Origin of the sequence: Streptomyces sp. NPDC029216 (assembly GCF_040648015.1) — a bacterium.
Taxonomy (GTDB): domain Bacteria; phylum Actinomycetota; class Actinomycetes; order Streptomycetales; family Streptomycetaceae; genus Streptomyces.
Map to the genome: position 1 here is coordinate 25,177 of NZ_JBEZWL010000013.1, position 15,028 is coordinate 40,204.

General features: G+C 74.1%; 13 protein-coding genes. 2 read left to right on the top strand and 11 right to left on the bottom strand.

Going from position 1 to position 15,028, the window contains the following annotated elements:
• Positions 1 to 2: 2 nt before the first annotated feature.
• From AB0F18_RS07865 to AB0F18_RS07915, 11 genes are read right to left on the bottom strand one after another with little or no spacing between them, the layout of a single operon-like run.
• Positions 3 to 1,244 (bottom strand): MFS transporter, encoded by a 1,242-nt coding sequence (locus AB0F18_RS07865; RefSeq protein WP_362056117.1) that lies wholly within the window; start codon positions 1,242 to 1,244, stop codon positions 3 to 5.
• Entirely contained in the window at positions 1,238 to 2,626 is a 1,389-nt protein-coding gene (locus AB0F18_RS07870; RefSeq protein WP_362056119.1) for an amidase, read from the bottom strand. Before AB0F18_RS07870 ends, AB0F18_RS07865 begins: the two co-directional genes overlap by 7 nt.
• A complete protein-coding gene (locus tag AB0F18_RS07875) occupies positions 2,623 to 3,870 on the bottom strand; it encodes an ATP-grasp domain-containing protein (RefSeq protein ID WP_362056121.1) in 1,248 nt (415 codons plus the stop codon). Before AB0F18_RS07875 ends, AB0F18_RS07870 begins: the two co-directional genes overlap by 4 nt.
• 28 nt (positions 3,871 to 3,898) lie before the next feature.
• Positions 3,899 to 5,143, bottom strand: coding sequence for an ATP-grasp domain-containing protein (locus AB0F18_RS07880; RefSeq protein WP_362056123.1), 1,245 nt, complete (start codon positions 5,141 to 5,143; stop codon positions 3,899 to 3,901).
• Entirely contained in the window at positions 5,140 to 6,351 is a 1,212-nt protein-coding gene (locus AB0F18_RS07885; protein ID WP_362056125.1) for a 3-deoxy-7-phosphoheptulonate synthase, read from the bottom strand. Before AB0F18_RS07885 ends, AB0F18_RS07880 begins: the two co-directional genes overlap by 4 nt.
• Positions 6,352 to 6,353: 2 nt before the next feature.
• Positions 6,354 to 7,871, bottom strand: coding sequence for an aromatic amino acid ammonia-lyase (locus AB0F18_RS07890; protein WP_362056127.1), 1,518 nt, complete (start codon positions 7,869 to 7,871; stop codon positions 6,354 to 6,356).
• Positions 7,868 to 8,917, bottom strand: coding sequence for a class I adenylate-forming enzyme family protein (locus tag AB0F18_RS07895; RefSeq protein ID WP_362056129.1), 1,050 nt, complete (start codon positions 8,915 to 8,917; stop codon positions 7,868 to 7,870). Before AB0F18_RS07895 ends, AB0F18_RS07890 begins: the two co-directional genes overlap by 4 nt.
• A complete protein-coding gene (locus tag AB0F18_RS07900; RefSeq protein ID WP_362056131.1) occupies positions 8,914 to 9,213 on the bottom strand; it encodes a phosphopantetheine-binding protein in 300 nt (99 codons plus the stop codon). The genes AB0F18_RS07895 and AB0F18_RS07900 overlap by 4 nt, the downstream gene beginning before the upstream one ends.
• Entirely contained in the window at positions 9,210 to 9,623 is a 414-nt protein-coding gene (locus tag AB0F18_RS07905) for a hypothetical protein (protein WP_362056133.1), read from the bottom strand. Before AB0F18_RS07905 ends, AB0F18_RS07900 begins: the two co-directional genes overlap by 4 nt.
• A 21-nt stretch (positions 9,624 to 9,644) precedes the next feature.
• Entirely contained in the window at positions 9,645 to 11,354 is a 1,710-nt protein-coding gene (locus tag AB0F18_RS07910; protein ID WP_362056135.1) for a prenyltransferase/squalene oxidase repeat-containing protein, read from the bottom strand.
• Positions 11,354 to 12,664: a phenylacetate--CoA ligase family protein gene (locus AB0F18_RS07915; protein WP_362056137.1), complete on the bottom strand. Its 1,311-nt coding sequence runs from the start codon at positions 12,662 to 12,664 to the stop codon at positions 11,354 to 11,356. The genes AB0F18_RS07910 and AB0F18_RS07915 overlap by 1 nt, the downstream gene beginning before the upstream one ends.
• A gap of 186 nt (positions 12,665 to 12,850) precedes the next feature.
• Here AB0F18_RS07915 and AB0F18_RS07920 point away from each other — a divergent pair, with 186 nt between their 5' ends.
• Complete coding sequence (locus AB0F18_RS07920; protein WP_362056139.1) at positions 12,851 to 14,062, top strand: AMP-binding protein; 1,212 nt, start codon at positions 12,851 to 12,853, stop codon at positions 14,060 to 14,062.
• Between the two features lie 112 nt (positions 14,063 to 14,174).
• The gene (gene ddaH / locus AB0F18_RS07925; protein ID WP_362056235.1) at positions 14,175 to 15,005 is read left to right on the top strand and encodes a dimethylargininase; all 831 of its coding nucleotides are present in this window, start codon (positions 14,175 to 14,177) and stop codon (positions 15,003 to 15,005) included.
• The last annotated feature ends 23 nt before the right edge of the window (positions 15,006 to 15,028 follow it).

Genomic DNA, 15,028 nt, shown 5'->3' on the forward strand with positions numbered 1-15,028 from the left:
GGTCAGCGGTGGCCGTCGGCCGCCGGGGCCGGCTCGGCCGCGCCCGGCGCGCCCGAGCGACGGGCGAGCAGGCCGAGGAACAGCACCGCGAGGGCGACCGCCCCGACGGCGAAGGGCAGCGCGGGGTCGAGCTGGTACAGGCTCGTCGCGGCGAGGGGCCCGAGGACCAGGGTGACGGCGTTGGCGGAGGCGCTGAGACCGGCCGCCCGGCCCTGCTCGTCGGGGCCCACGCTCAGGCTCAGCGCCGAGTTGTAGCCGGGGATCGCGAAGCTGTGCCCGAACCCCGACAGGGTGACGGCGGCCAGGAACGCCGGCAGCGAGTCGGCCAGGCAGATGGCCGCGAAGGCGACGGTGGTCAGGGGCACGCCCACCAGCAGGAGCCGCTGGGGGCGCCAGGCCAGCTTGGGGATGAGCACCCCCTGGACGAGGAGCATGGGCAGGCCGCCGGCCAGGAGCACCATGCCGGACAGCTCCACCGTCCTGGCGGCGTCCAGGTCCAGACGGTCCATCAGCAGGAAGCCGATGCTGGTCTGGAGCAGACTGGTGGACAGGTAGATCCCGGCACCGACCAGCAGCAGGGCCCGGATGCGGGGATCCGCCGGGCTCAGCCGTCCGGTGACGCCCTTGCGGTCGGAGCGCCGCTCCTCGGCGGGCAGCCGGATCCACACCAGCACGCCGACGAGCCCGATCAGCACGGGCGCCGTGTACAGGGCGGGCAGCATGCCCAGGTCGCCGAGGAGGCCCCCGAGCCCGGGGCCCAGGACGAGGGCGAGGCCGACGGCGGCGCCGACGCGGGAGATGCCCTTGACCCGTTCCTCGTCCCCGACGGAGGTGTCGGCGACGTAGGCCTGGGCCGCGACGGGAAGGGCCGCGAGCGAGCCGCCGAACAGGATCCCGCGGGCGAGCAGCAGCAGGACGAAGACGGCGGTCGTGCCCAGGACGCCCCGCAGACCAAGGTGGGCGAAGGCGGCGAAGGCCAGCAGTCCCAGCGCGGCACCGAACAGGGCCATCACCATGAGGGGTTTGCGGCCCCACACGTCGGCGCGCCGCCCCCACACCGGGCTGACGAGCGCCACCACGGCGGCGGACGCGCTCATCACCATCCCGTACTGGAACTCGCTGATGGACAGCTCCCGGGCGAGCGGCGGCAGCACCGGGGTGAGGATCTGCTGCCCGGCGTAACCGCCGAAGACGGCGAGGTGCAGCAGGCCGAGCCCGCCCGCACTCCGACGGGACGTCACCATGGCTGTTCCTCCTGGTTTTCACGGGCGGGTGGGCCGCCGGGGTCGCGCGGGCGCAGGTCGAGCCCGCCGAGCGCCCGGGAGACGTCCCGGGCCGCCGCGATGAGCGCCGCCTCCCGGCCGGCGCCGGCCATCAGCTGTACGGCGACGGGCGCGCCGGCGGCCGGGTGGACGGCGACGGGGAAGGTGATCGCGGGGAGGCCGGCGAAGCTGGCGACGGGGGTGAACCCGATCTCCCGGTCGTAGCGCGGGTCGTCGGGGGCGGGGATGGTGGAGTCCGCGGCGGCCACCGCGCCCCGCGGGCGCGGCAGTGCCGGATCCAGCGGCAACAGCCAGGCGTCCACCCGGCGTTCGGTGAACCAGGCGGCGGTCCGGGCGCGCAGCCGGGCCATGCGGTCGCGGATGGCGGCGTACTCGGCGTCCCCGACCGCGGCACCGACCCGCAGCGCGGCGAAGGTGGAGCCGAGCAGGTCGTCCCCGATGCGGTCGCCCCACTGCCGGTACCCGTTCCAGGCGTCGCGCGCGCACAACTGCCAGGCGTTACCCCGGCATTCCCACAGCTCCCCGAGGTCCGCCCCGACCACCTCGTGTCCGGCGGAGCGCAGGAGGGACGCGGTCAGGTCGAGCGCCTCGGCGATCTCCGGGTCGACGACGCCGTCCGCGCGCAGTTCCCGCGGGATGCCCACGCGCAGCCGGAGTCCGTCCGGCACCGGGTCGCCGAGCCCCAGGTGGTGCCAGGCGAAGGCCATGTCGTCGGCGGTGCGGGTGACCCACCCCGGGGCGTCCATGGCGGGGGACAGCGGGAAGATCCCGGGCAGGTTGCGCGGATGGTGGGTGACGCGCAGGCCCACCACGCCGCAGCGGCCCGCGGGCCAGCGGACGGAGCCCAGGACGTCGGTGCCCAGGGACACGTCGCAGACGTTTCCGGCCACGGCCACGGCCGATCCGGTGCTGGAGCCGGCCGGATCGATGTGCGGGAAGAAGGGGTTCACGCACCCCGAGCCCACGGCGATGTTCAGTTCGGTGGTGACCACCTTGGCCGTCACCTCGGCGCCGGTGACGCCCCGGAGCACGGCGGCCGTGGTGCGCGGGTGGTGCCGGTAGTGGCGCAGCCCGAGGCGGGTGGCGAAGCCGCGGACGTCCACGGTGTCCTTGACGCCGAGCCGCAGGGCGGCCCCGGTGGGCTCGCGGAGTTCGGCGCAGGCCCGGTACCGGCCGTCCGCGGCGGCCGCCCAGTCGGCGGCCGGGGTGCGGAACTCCTCGGCCCCGAGCTGCCCGGTCACGAGGAGCCGGTGGCGCTCGGCCAGGGGGAGGGCGAGGACTTCGGGCAGGGCGGCCTCGGGAGCGGGGGTGTTGGGAGCGGCGGTGTCGGTCGGGGTGCTCATGACAGTTCGTAGAGCCCTTCGCCGTCGAGGAAACGGAGGGTGCCGTAGTCGCGGAGGACGACCTCGGCGACCTCGTGCCGCAGGTTGACGATCATGGGATACGTCAGGTCGTCGACGGTCGGACGGATCTCGCCGCCGGGCGCGACGAGGGTACGGATCTCGTGGAGGCTCTCCAGCTTCTCGATCACGTCCAGGTTCCGGAACCCCTTCAGCGTCCCGGACTTGGGGGAGATCATCGCCACGGAGGCGAAGTGCTGCCGGACTACGTAGTCCTCCGCGCGGCGCTCGTGGAAGCGCTCGGGGGCGACGTAGGCGTCCACCGTCCAGTCGATCTGGGAGGAACCGGTGCCCAGGGAGGCGTAGAACGGGATGTCACCGCCGGCGATGCGGGCACCGGCCTCCACCAGCCGGGGGCCGTCCGGAGTCAGCTTGATCTCCAGGTGGCCGGGACCGTGCCGGATGCCGAGGGCGTCGAGCACGTCGTACGCGTAGCGGCCGAGGACCTCGCCCTCGGGGGAGCGGCGGGTCAGCAGGTGCACCGAGTCGCACAGGTCGAGGACCCCGTTGGCGGTGATACGGGTCGTCTTCCAGATGTCGGTGACGTGGTGCTCGCCGTCCCGGCTCACGGTGTTGACCACGTACTCGCCGCCCACCAGGTACTCCTGGGCGACCACTCCCTCATTGCCGACGGAGAAGAAGTTCTCGGCCCGGGCCAGGGCCCGGTACGCGGCCACCGACTCGTCGGGGGTGTCGCAGAAGTGGATGCCGTCCCCGCCCGTCGAGCGGATCGGCTTGACCACGACGCGCCGGCCCAGCTTGGTGTGCCACTCCCGCAGCTGCTCCTCGTCGGAGACGAGGATCTGTTCGGAGCCGGGGACGCCGGCCCGCTTGATTGTCTCCACCATCGTGTACTTGTCCCGGCGGGCCGGGCTGAGGGCGGTGCCGTTGGTCGGCAGGGACAGCGCCTCGCTGAGCACGTCGGCGAACTCGACGCCGAACTCGCCGCCGGGCACCACGGCGACGGGGCCGTACGCCGAGACGGCGCGTACGGTCTCGGCCAGGTCGCCCCGGTGCACGATGTTGGCGGCGTAGTTGTCGAGGCTGAAGGTGGACCGGTACACCTTCGGGATCTCGGGGGTGCTCTGCACGCGGACGCAGGCGTAGCCGGCCTTGACGAACTCCGGGGCGAGGCGTCGGGTGGGGTGGTAGGCGTCGACGATGACGACGTGGCCCTTGACGGACATGGGGTGGCTCTCCTGGGGTCGCTGGTGGTCAGTGCACGGGGCTGAGTTCGCCGACGGGCTCGGCGCTCACCCGGAACGCGGCGGCCGTCGCGGTCAGGGCCCGCTCGACGGCGGTCCCGTCGGCCGCCCGGAACCGGAACCGGCCGCCGACGTGTTCGTAGTAGGCGTCGGCCGCGGGCAGGACCTCGCCCGGCTCCAGCAGGGCCTGTGCGTAGGGCCCCGGTTCGCGGCCGACCATCGGGGTGACGTGGGTGATGCGGCAGGGCCGGGCCTCGGGGGCCGGGACGAGCAGCCAGCCGCCGACCTCGTCGGAGTCCGCCGGGCGCGGGGCGGGTCCGGCGGGCAGCCCGAGCTGGATGCGGAAGGCGGCCTCCATGAGGTCGTAGCCGTGCAGTTCGCGCCACACGAACGGGATCTCGGCGCCTCCGACGCGCGCGCCGACCTCCAGGAACCGGCAGGCGCCGGTCTCCTCGTCGAAGAAGACCTCCAGGTGGAAGGGGGTGGGGCGGTCGGTGAGCGCGGCCATGGCGGCCCGGGTGTGCTCGCCGATCGGTCCCAGGACCGCCGGGTCGTCGACCTCGACGGAGCCCAGGAAGGTGCCCTCGCGGAAGCCCAGGCAGGTGTTGACGTAGCGGGAGGCCCGCCAGCACAGCAGCCGGGAGCCGTCGAAGACGCCGTCCACGTGGTGGATCCGGTGCGGCAGGTACTCCTGGACGAGCATCGGGTCGCTCCAGTCGACCCCGATCAGGTCCTCGGCCCCCGAGACGAGGCGGACCCCGGCGCTCGAACTGCCGATCCGGGGCTTCACCACCACCGGCAGGCCGTGGGCGGCGGCGAACTCCATGACCTCGTCGGCGCCGGCCACGGCCGCGGTCGCGGGGGTGGGCACGCCGGCGGCCCGTACCCGGTCCACCATCAGGTACTTGTCGCGGAACCGCAGCAGGTCCTCGGGGCGGTCCCCGGGACAGTCCCACTCGACGCGCAGGGCCGCGGCCGTGAGCAGGTCGTCCTCCTTGAGGGCGACGATCCTGCTCGGCCGCCCGTGGCGCGAGGCCAGCAGGTTCAGGGCCGGGCGGACCTCGTCGAGGTCGTCGGTCCGGGTCACGGTCACGACGTCGGTGGCCGGGGCGGGTACCGCAGGGAGGGCCACCTCGGTGGCGATGTAGGTGACCGTGTTCCGCGCGTGGTCGAGGTAGCGGCCGTATTCGGCGTAGCGCTCCTGCCATCGTGTGATGACCACGATGTGCGGGCGGTCGGTGTCCGGGGCGGTCACAGGGCGTCCTTTCGTTCGAGCAGTCCGGCCGCCACCGTGATCAGGCGGTCGGCCTGGGCGGGAGCCAGGCGGGGGTCGCAGGAGGACAGGTACCGGGGCAGTGCGCCGGTGGCGAGGCCGGCGGGGTCGTCGACGCATTCGGTCACGTCGTCGGGCGTCATCTCCAGGTGCAGACCCCCGGGCTGGGCCCCGTGGGCGCGCAGGACGGCGAAGAAGTCGCGGACCTCGCGCTCGACGTCCGTCAGCACCCTGGTCTTGCGGCCCGAGCCGTGCCGGACGGTGTTCCCGTGCATCGGGTCGCACAGCCAGACCACGCGGCCGGCGAACCCGGCGGCGGCGTCCACCAGCGCGGGCAGCAGCCGGGCGGTCCCGGCGGCGCCCAGCCGCGTGATGAGCGACAGGCGTCCGGCGGGCCGTCCGGCCGCGAGCCGCTCGCACAGCTCGCGGACCTCCTCGGGGGTGGCAGTCGGGCCGAGCTTGACGCCGACCGGATTGGTGACGGCCTCCGCGAAGCGGACGTGCCACCCGTCCGGGCGGCGGGTGCGCTCGCCGATCCAGAGCATGTGCGCCGAGGACCCGTAGCGGCCGCCCGCCTCGTGGTCGTTGCGGACCAGTGGGTCCTCGTAGTCCACGAGCAGGGCCTCGTGGCTCGTGTACACGGGGGACGACGGGGCGCGGTCGGCGGGGCCGTGGGCCAGGCGCCCCTCGACCAGCAGGGTGTCCAGGCAGGCGGCGGCGTGGTCGTACGCGGCGCGCAGCCGGGCGGGGTCCGGCCGGCGCGCGGCGGGGTCGGCCTCGGGCCGGTTGACCGCGTCACCCCGGTACACGGGGAGCGCGACGCCGTCGCAGGTCTCGACGTCCTGGGACCTCGGCTTGGCGTACTGCCCGGCGAACCGGCCCACGCGGACGACCGGCACTCCCGCACGGGCCTCCAACCGGTCGGCGAGCAGGGCGAGATGGGCGGCCTTGGCGCTGATCCGGGCGGGGGCGGAGTCACGGAAGGGCTCCGCGCAGTCGCCGCCCTGCAGGACGAAGGCTGCGCCGCGGGCGGCGCGGGCCAGGTCGCCGCGCAGCCGGTGGCACGCGGCGGCGTCCACCAGAGGAGGGAGGCCGGCCAGGTCGGCCCGGACCCGCCGGAGCAGGTCCTCGGACCCCCAGGGCGGCTGCTGGGCGGCCCGCAGGCGGACGCGGTCTGTCGCTGTCGTCATGGTCATCGTTCCCGTGGGGTGGTGAAGTGCCGCTCGACCCGCCGGGCGGTGTCGGCGACCTCGTCGGCCAGGGGGCGGTCGCGGTCCAGGGGGACCCAGTCCGCGGCGAGTTCGCCCCAGATCCCCGCCGGAGGCGTCACGCCGTTCAGGTGGGCGAACTGGGTGACGGCCAGGCAGAGGGAGGCCGTGATCCACCAGGCGCGGTCCAGGGCGGCGGACACCGCGTTGGCGCTGTTGAGCGCCAGGGGGACGTGGTCCTGGTTGCCCAGGTTGGTGGGGACCGGGGTGAACGAGGCCGGGTAGCCGTGCTGGCGGATCGCGCCCAGGTGGGAGCCGGCGGCGATCTGGACGCCCGCCAGTCCGCTCTGGCGTCCGGGGGCCGGCGTCAGCATGGGGGGCAGGCCGCCGTTGTGCTGGGGGTCGAGCACCAGATGGAGCTGGCGTTCGGCCAGGTAGGCGAGGTGGTGCAGGCACAGCATGTGCTGTTCGCTCGCCAGCGCGACGGGTGCCGCGTGGAAGTTCCCGCCGTGCAGGACGTCGCCGTCCACGAAGACGGGGTTGTCGGTGGTGCCCCCGCCCTCGGCCGTCAGCACCGCTTCCTGGAAGGAGAGCTGGTCGAGGACCGCCCCGACGACCTGGGGCGCGCAGCGCAGGGAGTAGGGCTCCTGCAGCCGGCGGGCGGCGTCCTCGTCGCGGACCACCGCGCTGCGGGCCTCGCGGATCACCGCCGCGGCCCGGCGCTGGCCGGGATGCCCGCGGACGGCGGAGAGCCGGTCGTCGTAGGGCTCCGCGCTGCTGCCGAGGAGACCCGCCAGGTGCCCGGAGCCCACGGCGACGGCCAGGGCCAGCGCCTGGAGCCGCGCGTGGTTGTGGAGCGCCCGGGCGAGCGAGGCGCTGGTGCCGTTGGCGAAGGCCAGGGCCGAGCGGGCGTCCCAGCGGACGGGGGCCAGGCCCAGGTCCCGCAGGGCCCGCTCCGCCGGTACCTGCTCCCAGGTGCCGGCGGGCGTCCGCCGCCAGGCCGGGCCGCGGCCGGCCGCGGCCTGGGCGGCATGGGCCAGGGGGACCAGGTCGCCGCTGGCGCTGAGGCTGCCGTCCTGGGGCACCACCGGGGTGAAGCCCTGGTTCCACTGGGCGGCCAGGGCCTCCCATACGTCGACGGCGACGGCCGAGTGCCCCAGGAGCATGCCGCGCAGGCGCAGCAGGACCATGGTGCGGGTGACCTCCGGGGGCAGGGCCGGGCCCTGGCCGGTGGTGAGGTGGTCGAGGAGCCCGGTCCCCTGCACGTGCGGGTCCCCGTCGGCTTCGTAGTCCACCAGCGGCCCGAAGCCCCTCGTGAGGCCGTATACGGGGCGGCGGGCGGCGATCGCGGTCAGGGAGGCGCGGCTCGCTTCCAGGCGGCGCCGGTCCTCGGGGCCGAGGGCGACGGTGGCCCCCCACTGTGAGGCCGTCAGGAACTCCGCGACGGCGGTGGGGCGGGCGCCGGACGGGGAGAGCGGTGGGGAGGGGGCCAGGGTCGTCATAACGTTCCCGTCGTGGTGGTCCGGAGGGTGGGCGACCGGTGCGGCAGCGGCTTCCCGGTGTCGGAGCGGGCGATCCGGCCGACCGCGTGCACGGCGGCGGGCAGGGGGCAGCCCGGCAGGGCCGCGGTGACGGCGGCGCGGATCGCCCGGCCGTCGACGCGGTCGGGACCGCCGGTGTGGAACAGCTCGTACCGCTCGCCACGCACCGGATCGCCGGTCGTCGCGCACACGATCTCCACGCCGGGGAAGGCGGAGCCGACCGCGCGCTCGACGACCCCGAGGTCGCAGCGGATCCCGTTGACCTTGATCATCCGGGAGGCCCGTCCGCGCCAGTGGAAGGACCGCGGCGGGACGGGGGTGACGATGTCGTCGGTCGGCCACGAGGCGAGCGGACGGTCGGCGCCGTCGGGGCGGGCGAGCCGGGGGCCGCGTACGGTCAGCCGGCCGTCCTCGCCGATGCGCGCGTCGACGTCGTCCAGCAGCCGCCAGGGCAGTTCCGGCTCGTCGGTGCCCGTCAGCCGGCGGACCGCGATCGCGCCGGTCTCGGTGGAGCCGAAGACCTCGACGGCGTCGAACGGAGTGCCCCGGCGGTCGCGGACCAGGTCGCGCGCGGTGGCGGTGACCGGTCCCGTGCCGTGCAGGGCGACGGCGCCCGGGTGGTCGGCCGTGGCCGGGACCAGGGAGCGCAGGACCAGCCAACTCGACGGCAGGCACACGAAGAGCGTTCTCGGTCCGCCGCTCAGGGACGGTACGGCGGCGGGGTCGCGCCAGGCGTGGACCACCGGCACGCCGAGGAGGCCGGGCAGGACGACACCGAAGAGCCGCCCGAAGAGGTGGCGGGGCGGGGCGAAGCAGACGACCCGCTCGACGGTGCCCAGCCCCGCCGCGGCCACCAGCCGTACCTCGTCGTGGAGTTGCCCGGGCGTGCGCCACCACCGCACCGGGGTTCCGGTATGGCCGGAGGTCTCGAAGGGGATCCCGGCGGCCGGGCCGACGGTGGGGGAGGGGGACGGTCCGGTGGGGCGGACGGTCGGGGCCGTCGTCACGAGACGGCATCCAGGGCGGTCCGGTCCTCCAGCAGGTCCCGGACGAAGGCGGCGATCCGCCCCACGGTGGCGAAGCCGTACCGGACGTCGTGGGCGACGAAGTCGACCTCGACGCCGAAGGCGGTCTCGACGGCGGTGACGCATTCGAGGGCCGTGAGGCTGTCGTAGCGGTCCCCGAGGGCCTGGGCGAGTTCGGCGTCGTCGGCGGCGGAGTCGAGGGCGTCGCCGAGGAGCGGGGTGAGCGCGGCCCGCACCCGCGGGGTCAGTTCCTCGATGGTGGGTACCGTCGCGGTCATGGCTGGTTCCTTCGCGGGGTGTCGGCGGACCGGAGGCGGCCCTGGTCGGCGAGGTGGACGTGGGAGGGATCGGTGGGGCGGAATTCGATGTAGAGGAACGGCGTCCGCTCGGTCAGGCCGAGCGCGGCGGCGATCTCCTCGGCCAGCTCGGAGCGGAACGCCTCGTCACGGCCGGTGCCCACGCACACGGTCACGCGGGCGTACCGGAGCCCTTCGTCCGCGTCCGCGGGCGTGAGGGCCGTGACCGGCATGCCGCCGCTGAACAGGGAGTTCGGTTCGATGGCGGTGAAGTGCACGACGACGTGACCGGGGGCCACGCCGCGGGCGGCGAGGAAGCGGGTGAGCCGGACGGCCACGGCGCGTCGGGCCGGGACCGTCATGGGGGGCGAGAGGATCTCGATCGTGGGCATGGGTGCCTTCGGTGGGACGGCCTAGGAGAGAACCAGGGGCGGCAGGGAGCCGGTGGGGCCTTGACCGGCCCGACGGTGGAGCAGGGTGCCCAGGCAGTCGGCCAGGGCCCCGCCGCCCGCGGGCGCCATGGGGGTCCAGGCCGTGCCGGCGCCGGTCCGTACGCGGTCGACGAAGCGCCGCAGGTGACCGGGATCGACCGGGAGGCCGAACAGGTCGGCGGTGGCCACGGCCTCGTAGGTGGACAGCAGGTCCGGGATCCGCCTGCCGGTGTCGGCCCAGCCGCCGCCGGTCACCCGGTGCTCGTCCAGGACCCGGCGCACGGACGGCTCGTCGCGGTCCCCGAGGGCGTGCCGGATCCGCAGGATCCGCAGACGTCCACGGGACCCTTCGGGCGTGGCCCGGGCGCTGAAGGCCGCCAGCGCGCCGGCGTCCAGGACGGCGGACACCTCGGCGCCCAGCAGCCCGACGACGGCCACGGCGGCCGCCGTCGACAGCGGGTCGGACCCCCGCCCCTCCCAGAAGCCGAAGCCTCCGTCGGGGTTCTGCAGCGAACGCAGCCAGTCCAGCACGCCGGCCCGCTGAGCGGCGTGGCGTCCGGGGTCGGCGAAGGCGCCCGCGGTCAGGCCCCACAGGGTGCAGCGGATCTCGCTGCCCCGCCCCGGCATGTACATCAGCCCCGCCTCGTTGGGCAGCAGGCAGCCTTCGAGCCAGGCGCGGTGGGCGGGGGCGGCGGGGGCCGAGGGGTCCGCGAGGACCGTGGCGGCGGTGGTCAGGGCGTCGGCGGCGCGGGCGGGCTCACGGTAGGTGTAGCCGCCGTCGGGACAGGCGAGTTCCGCGATGCGGCGGACCACCGCGTCGGCGGTCCCGGTGAGGTCGGCGCCGACTCCGACGAGCGCGCCGACGGCGCAGAAGGAGGCCCACACGTCTTCGACGCCGTACCCCTCCCAGCGGACGAACGCCCCGCCGGGTCCGCGCAGGCCCAGGATCCACGGCACGACGTCGTGGCGGGGCATAGCGCCGAGGAGGCGCAGGGCGGCGACCGCCCGGTACGTGGCCCACATGCACGGGGTCCCGGCGGCGGGGGAGAACGTGAAGCCGCCGCGGCCGCTCTGCCGGTCCCGGATCCACGCGAGGAGTCGGGGGACGTCCCAGGGCGGACTCACGGGTTCCCGGGCGTTCAGCGCCGCCCAGGCGGCGACCCCGTAGTGGCAGGCCCGGACGTCCGCTTCACCGTGATCGGGACTCCACGTCAGCCCGCCGTCCTCGGTCTGCAGGGCGCGGAGCCAGGCCAGCAGCCGGGCCCGGTCGGGCACCGCGGACCCGGCCGGGCCGAGGACGGTACGGGTGGAGAAGTGGGTGGCCCAGACCTCGGCGCCCTGGCCGGGGGTCATCGCGTAGGCGTCGCCGGTCCAGGTGGTGCGGAGCCACTCGGCGGTGGCCCGGGGACCGGGGACGGGCCGGCCGAGGTCCGTGAGGGCCTGGGTGCAGTAGAAGGTGGCCCAGGCGTCCGAGGGCATGCCCACCGACCAGGCGTAGCCGCCGTCGGCGTTGCGGCGGCCGGCCAGGTACCGGGCCGTGGCCTCGGGGTGGGTCGCGTCCTCGGTACGGCCGAGCCAGGCCAGGGTGCGGACCGCGGCGTAGGTGCACCACAGGTCGGGTTCGCCGAGGACCGCGCCGCCGGCCGGGCCGGCCGGCGCCGCGACGGGGGTTTCGCTGGTGGCGAGGGTCATCACACGCTCTCCACGACACGGATGTTGGTGCGCTTCCAGCTCTTCTGGGACCCGCCGCTCTTGGTCGTCGCGGGCAGCGCGTTGAGGAAGGCGATCCGGTCCCATTCCAGTCCGAGCCGCTCGTGGCTGGCCCGGCGGACGGCGTCCACGGCCCACTCCTCCTCGGTGCGGTCGGAGCCGTGCGCACGTTCCAGCAGGAGCCGGGCCGAGGAGCCGGCCGCGTCCGTCTCGATCAGGTACCCGGTGGCCGGGGTGAGGCCGTAGACGATCTCCTCCACGGCGTGGACGGAGAGGTCGGCCCCCCGGACGCACAGGGCGTCGGTGGAGCGGCCGCGGACGACGACCGTGCTTCCGGGCTCGGGGCAGTCGCACCGGGTGCTGCTGATCTCCACTTCGTCCCCCGTGTCGAGGCGCAGCAGCGGACGGGCGTGGAGGTTGAGGGGGGTGACGACCAGCCGGCCGGTGCCGTCGGCCGGCAGCGGCACCGTGCGGGTGCCGTCGGTGAGTTCGAAGTAGTTCGCGTTGGTCAGCAGGTGGAGGTTGCCCCGCGCGCAGGTCGCGGCGAGCGTGCCGGTCTCGGTGCTGCCGTAGCTGACGTCGTAGGCGGTGGCGTCCCACCAGGCGCCGATGCGGGTCCGCAGCGCGGGGGTGCTGACCTCGCCGAGGAGCATCAGCTTGGTCACGGACCCGGACAGGTCGGCCAGGGTGCCGCGCCCGCCCAGCAGGCGCGTGAGCTGGATCAGCACTCCGGGAGCGGCGAACACGACGGTGGGCCGCAGCGTGCTCCACAGGCCGGCCAGCCGGTCCCAGTCGGAGATGCCGGCCGCGAACGGGTACACCCGGGTGTGCGGCAGCCCGAGGTACTCGCACACGGAGACCACGAGGTCGGCGACCGGCACGATGTCGGAGGGCAGCAGGACCGCGACCCGGTCCCCGGTGGTCAGCACGGAGCGCCAGGCCTCGGCGACGGACACCGTGTTCCACACGATGTCCTCGACGTGACGGGGCGTCGGCGTGACGCGCCCGGACGTGCCGGTGGTCTCGTAGTACTTGGCCGCCTCCGAGAGCTCACCGACCGCGAACGACCAGGGATCCTGCTTCAGCCGGTCCTTCGAGGTGACCGGAAGCCGCTCGAAGCCCTCCCAGGAGAACTCCCCGATGCCCCGGAACGCCTCGGACTTGGCGGCCCGTTCCCATGCCTCGGACACCTTGCGGGTGTGGAAGTCCGCGGACGGCCGCTGCCGGGCCCGCCGGGTCTCCTCCTGCGCCTGCCGCAGCAGCCGCAGTCCCGCTTCGTCACGGATCAACATGGCCTTCTCCCCCAACTCGCCCTGCACGGTGGAACTTCAAAGAAGCGTGTCTGACCGGAATTCATTCACGGCGCACACCGGCGAGTCCAATAACCATCTCGAATCAGAGGTCGATAAGCGCTGCTTCTCAGGTGAGTGGTAAATCCACTTGGACCTTTTCCGAGCGGGCCGGGTGTACTGGGACGCATGACGAACCCCGATACACCGATCCCGGTTCCGGCTCTGCTGGAGCGCATGGCGGAGATTCCTGCGCTCAGCGGCCGTTACGACGACGCGAGGGCTCTGGCACAGCCGCAACTGTCGGACCTTCCGATCCTGACCAAGGACGATTTCCGCAGCGCCCTGCCCGACGTCCTGCGCCGCGCCCGGCGGCGTACGCACGGTGCGATCGTGCTGGGGAGCGGCGGCACCACGTCCACGCCGAAGCTGAGCTTCATCTCCAGCGGCCAGCTCGTCGAGGCCATCGCGGCCGAGTGGAGTCCGCTCGGCCACCAGGACGTCCTGGTGAACTACGACACCCCCGGCAGGCTCTGCTCCTCGCACAACTTCTTCAACGCGGTGGCGCACCAGGCCGGCGCGGTGACGATCCCGCTCGGCGCGGTGGACGAGGCACAGCTCTCCGAGTGGCTGGACTTCGTGGACCTGCTGGAGCCCACCGCCCTGAACGCGACCCAGAGCCAGATCGCCAACCTGCTGGAGTTCTACGAGCGCACCGGCCGCAAGCCCCCGACGTTCACGAAGCTCCTGTGGACCGGTGAGCCGTTCGGCGACCGCGCGCTGGAGATCACCCGGCGGGTCCTGCCGGACGCGGAACTGCACGGCGTGTACGGGTCCACGGAGACCTGGGTGATCGGGCACAACGGCCCGGGGTGCGACATGGACACCTTCCACCTGATGCCCTACCAGCACATCGAGCTGGAGGACGGGGCGATCCTGGTCACCAACCTGCACCCCGAGTGCATCAACCCCGTGGTCCGCTACCGGATCGGGGACGTCGGCGAGTTCACCCGCTGCGCCTGCGGCCGCGAGGACCCGGCGCTGCGGGTCCTGGGCCGGGACGACCCGCAGATGAAGTTCCTGAGCGTCCTGGTGACCCCGCAGGAGATCGCCGAGGCGGCCCGCGTACACGAGGCCGTCCGCGACGTGCAGATCGCGCTGTTCGACCACGGCTCGCCCGCCGAACGGATGGAGCTGCGGGTCAAGGCCGCCGGGGGCGCCGACCCCGCCGAGGTCGAACGGGAGGTGCGGCGCACGGTGCTGACCCGGGTCTACCGGCTCGGCTACGAGGTGGAGACGGAGGCGCCGAACGCCTTCTCCGTGCGGGTGGTCGAGCGCTTCACCGTCAACGAACGGTCCAACAAGACCCCGCTGCTCGTGAAGGACAGCCCGTCGGCCTGAGGCCGGCGGCACCTCATTCCGGAATCCCCGGCCCGTATTCCGGGCCGAAACAGAGGAGATCAATTCCGTGTCCCAGCAGGCATTCCGTACCGCTGTTCCGCGCCGCTACCTCATGTGCCGGCCCACGCATTTCGACGTCACCTACTCCATCAATCCGTGGATGGACCCCGAGAAGGCGGTCGACCGGGATCTCGCGGTCCTCCAGTGGGAGCGGCTGCGCGACCTCTATCTGGAACTCGGGCACACCGTCGAGTCGATCGATCCGATTCCGGGACTGCCGGACATGGTGTTCGCGGCGAACGGCGCCACCGTCGTGGACGGCCGCGTCCTGGGCGCCCGATTCCGCAACGAGCAGCGCGTGGCCGAGGGGCCGGCGTACGCGCAGTGGTTCCGGGAGAACGGATTCTCCGACGTCCGCGACCCGGAGTTCATCAACGAGGGCGAAGGCGACTACCTGGTCACGGAGAGCTGGGTGCTCGCCGGCTGCGGCTTCCGCACCGACCCCGCGTCCCACCAGGAGGCGCAGGACTTCTTCGGCCGGCCGGTGATCGGCCTGCACCTGACCGACCCGCGCTTCTACCACCTGGACACCGCCCTGGCGGTCCTGAGCGGGGACGAGGTCATGTACTGCCCGGAGTCGTTCTCCGCGGGCAGCCTGGCGGTGCTGCGCCGGCTGTTCCCGGACGCCCTGCTGGTCTCGCGGGAGGACGCCGACGTCTTCGGCCTCAACGCCGTCTCGGACGGGTACAACGTGGTCCTGCCGGAAGCGGCCGTGGGACTCGGCCGCCGGCTCGCGGCCCGCGGCTACAACCCGATCGGGATCGACCTCTCGGAGCTGCTCAAGGCCGGCGGGAGCGCCAAGTGCTGCACCCTGGAGATCCGGGCCGCCTCGGCCGCCTCGGGGCGGGCGGCGAGCCCCGCCCGGACGGCCTGCGTGGTGTGACGCCGCCGGGCCCCGGACGCCCC

Bases quoted from the DNA above. Each gene is read 5' to 3' on its own strand.
- AB0F18_RS07865 (WP_362056117.1), bottom strand. From the start codon at position 1,244: ATGGTGACGTCCCGTCGGAGTGCGGGCGGGCTCGGCCTGCTGCACCTC.
- AB0F18_RS07870 (WP_362056119.1), bottom strand. From the start codon at position 2,626: ATGAGCACCCCGACCGACACCGCCGCTCCCAACACCCCCGCTCCCGAG.
- AB0F18_RS07875 (WP_362056121.1), bottom strand. From the start codon at position 3,870: ATGTCCGTCAAGGGCCACGTCGTCATCGTCGACGCCTACCACCCCACC.
- AB0F18_RS07885 (WP_362056125.1), bottom strand. From the start codon at position 6,351: ATGACGACAGCGACAGACCGCGTCCGCCTGCGGGCCGCCCAGCAGCCG.
- AB0F18_RS07890 (WP_362056127.1), bottom strand. From the start codon at position 7,871: ATGACGACCCTGGCCCCCTCCCCACCGCTCTCCCCGTCCGGCGCCCGC.
- AB0F18_RS07900 (WP_362056131.1), bottom strand. From the start codon at position 9,213: ATGACCGCGACGGTACCCACCATCGAGGAACTGACCCCGCGGGTGCGG.
- AB0F18_RS07905 (WP_362056133.1), bottom strand. From the start codon at position 9,623: ATGCCCACGATCGAGATCCTCTCGCCCCCCATGACGGTCCCGGCCCGA.
- AB0F18_RS07910 (WP_362056135.1), bottom strand. From the start codon at position 11,354: ATGACCCTCGCCACCAGCGAAACCCCCGTCGCGGCGCCGGCCGGCCCG.
- AB0F18_RS07915 (WP_362056137.1), bottom strand. From the start codon at position 12,664: ATGTTGATCCGTGACGAAGCGGGACTGCGGCTGCTGCGGCAGGCGCAG.
- AB0F18_RS07920 (WP_362056139.1), top strand. From the start codon at position 12,851: ATGACGAACCCCGATACACCGATCCCGGTTCCGGCTCTGCTGGAGCGC.
- ddaH (WP_362056235.1), top strand. From the start codon at position 14,175: ATGTGCCGGCCCACGCATTTCGACGTCACCTACTCCATCAATCCGTGG.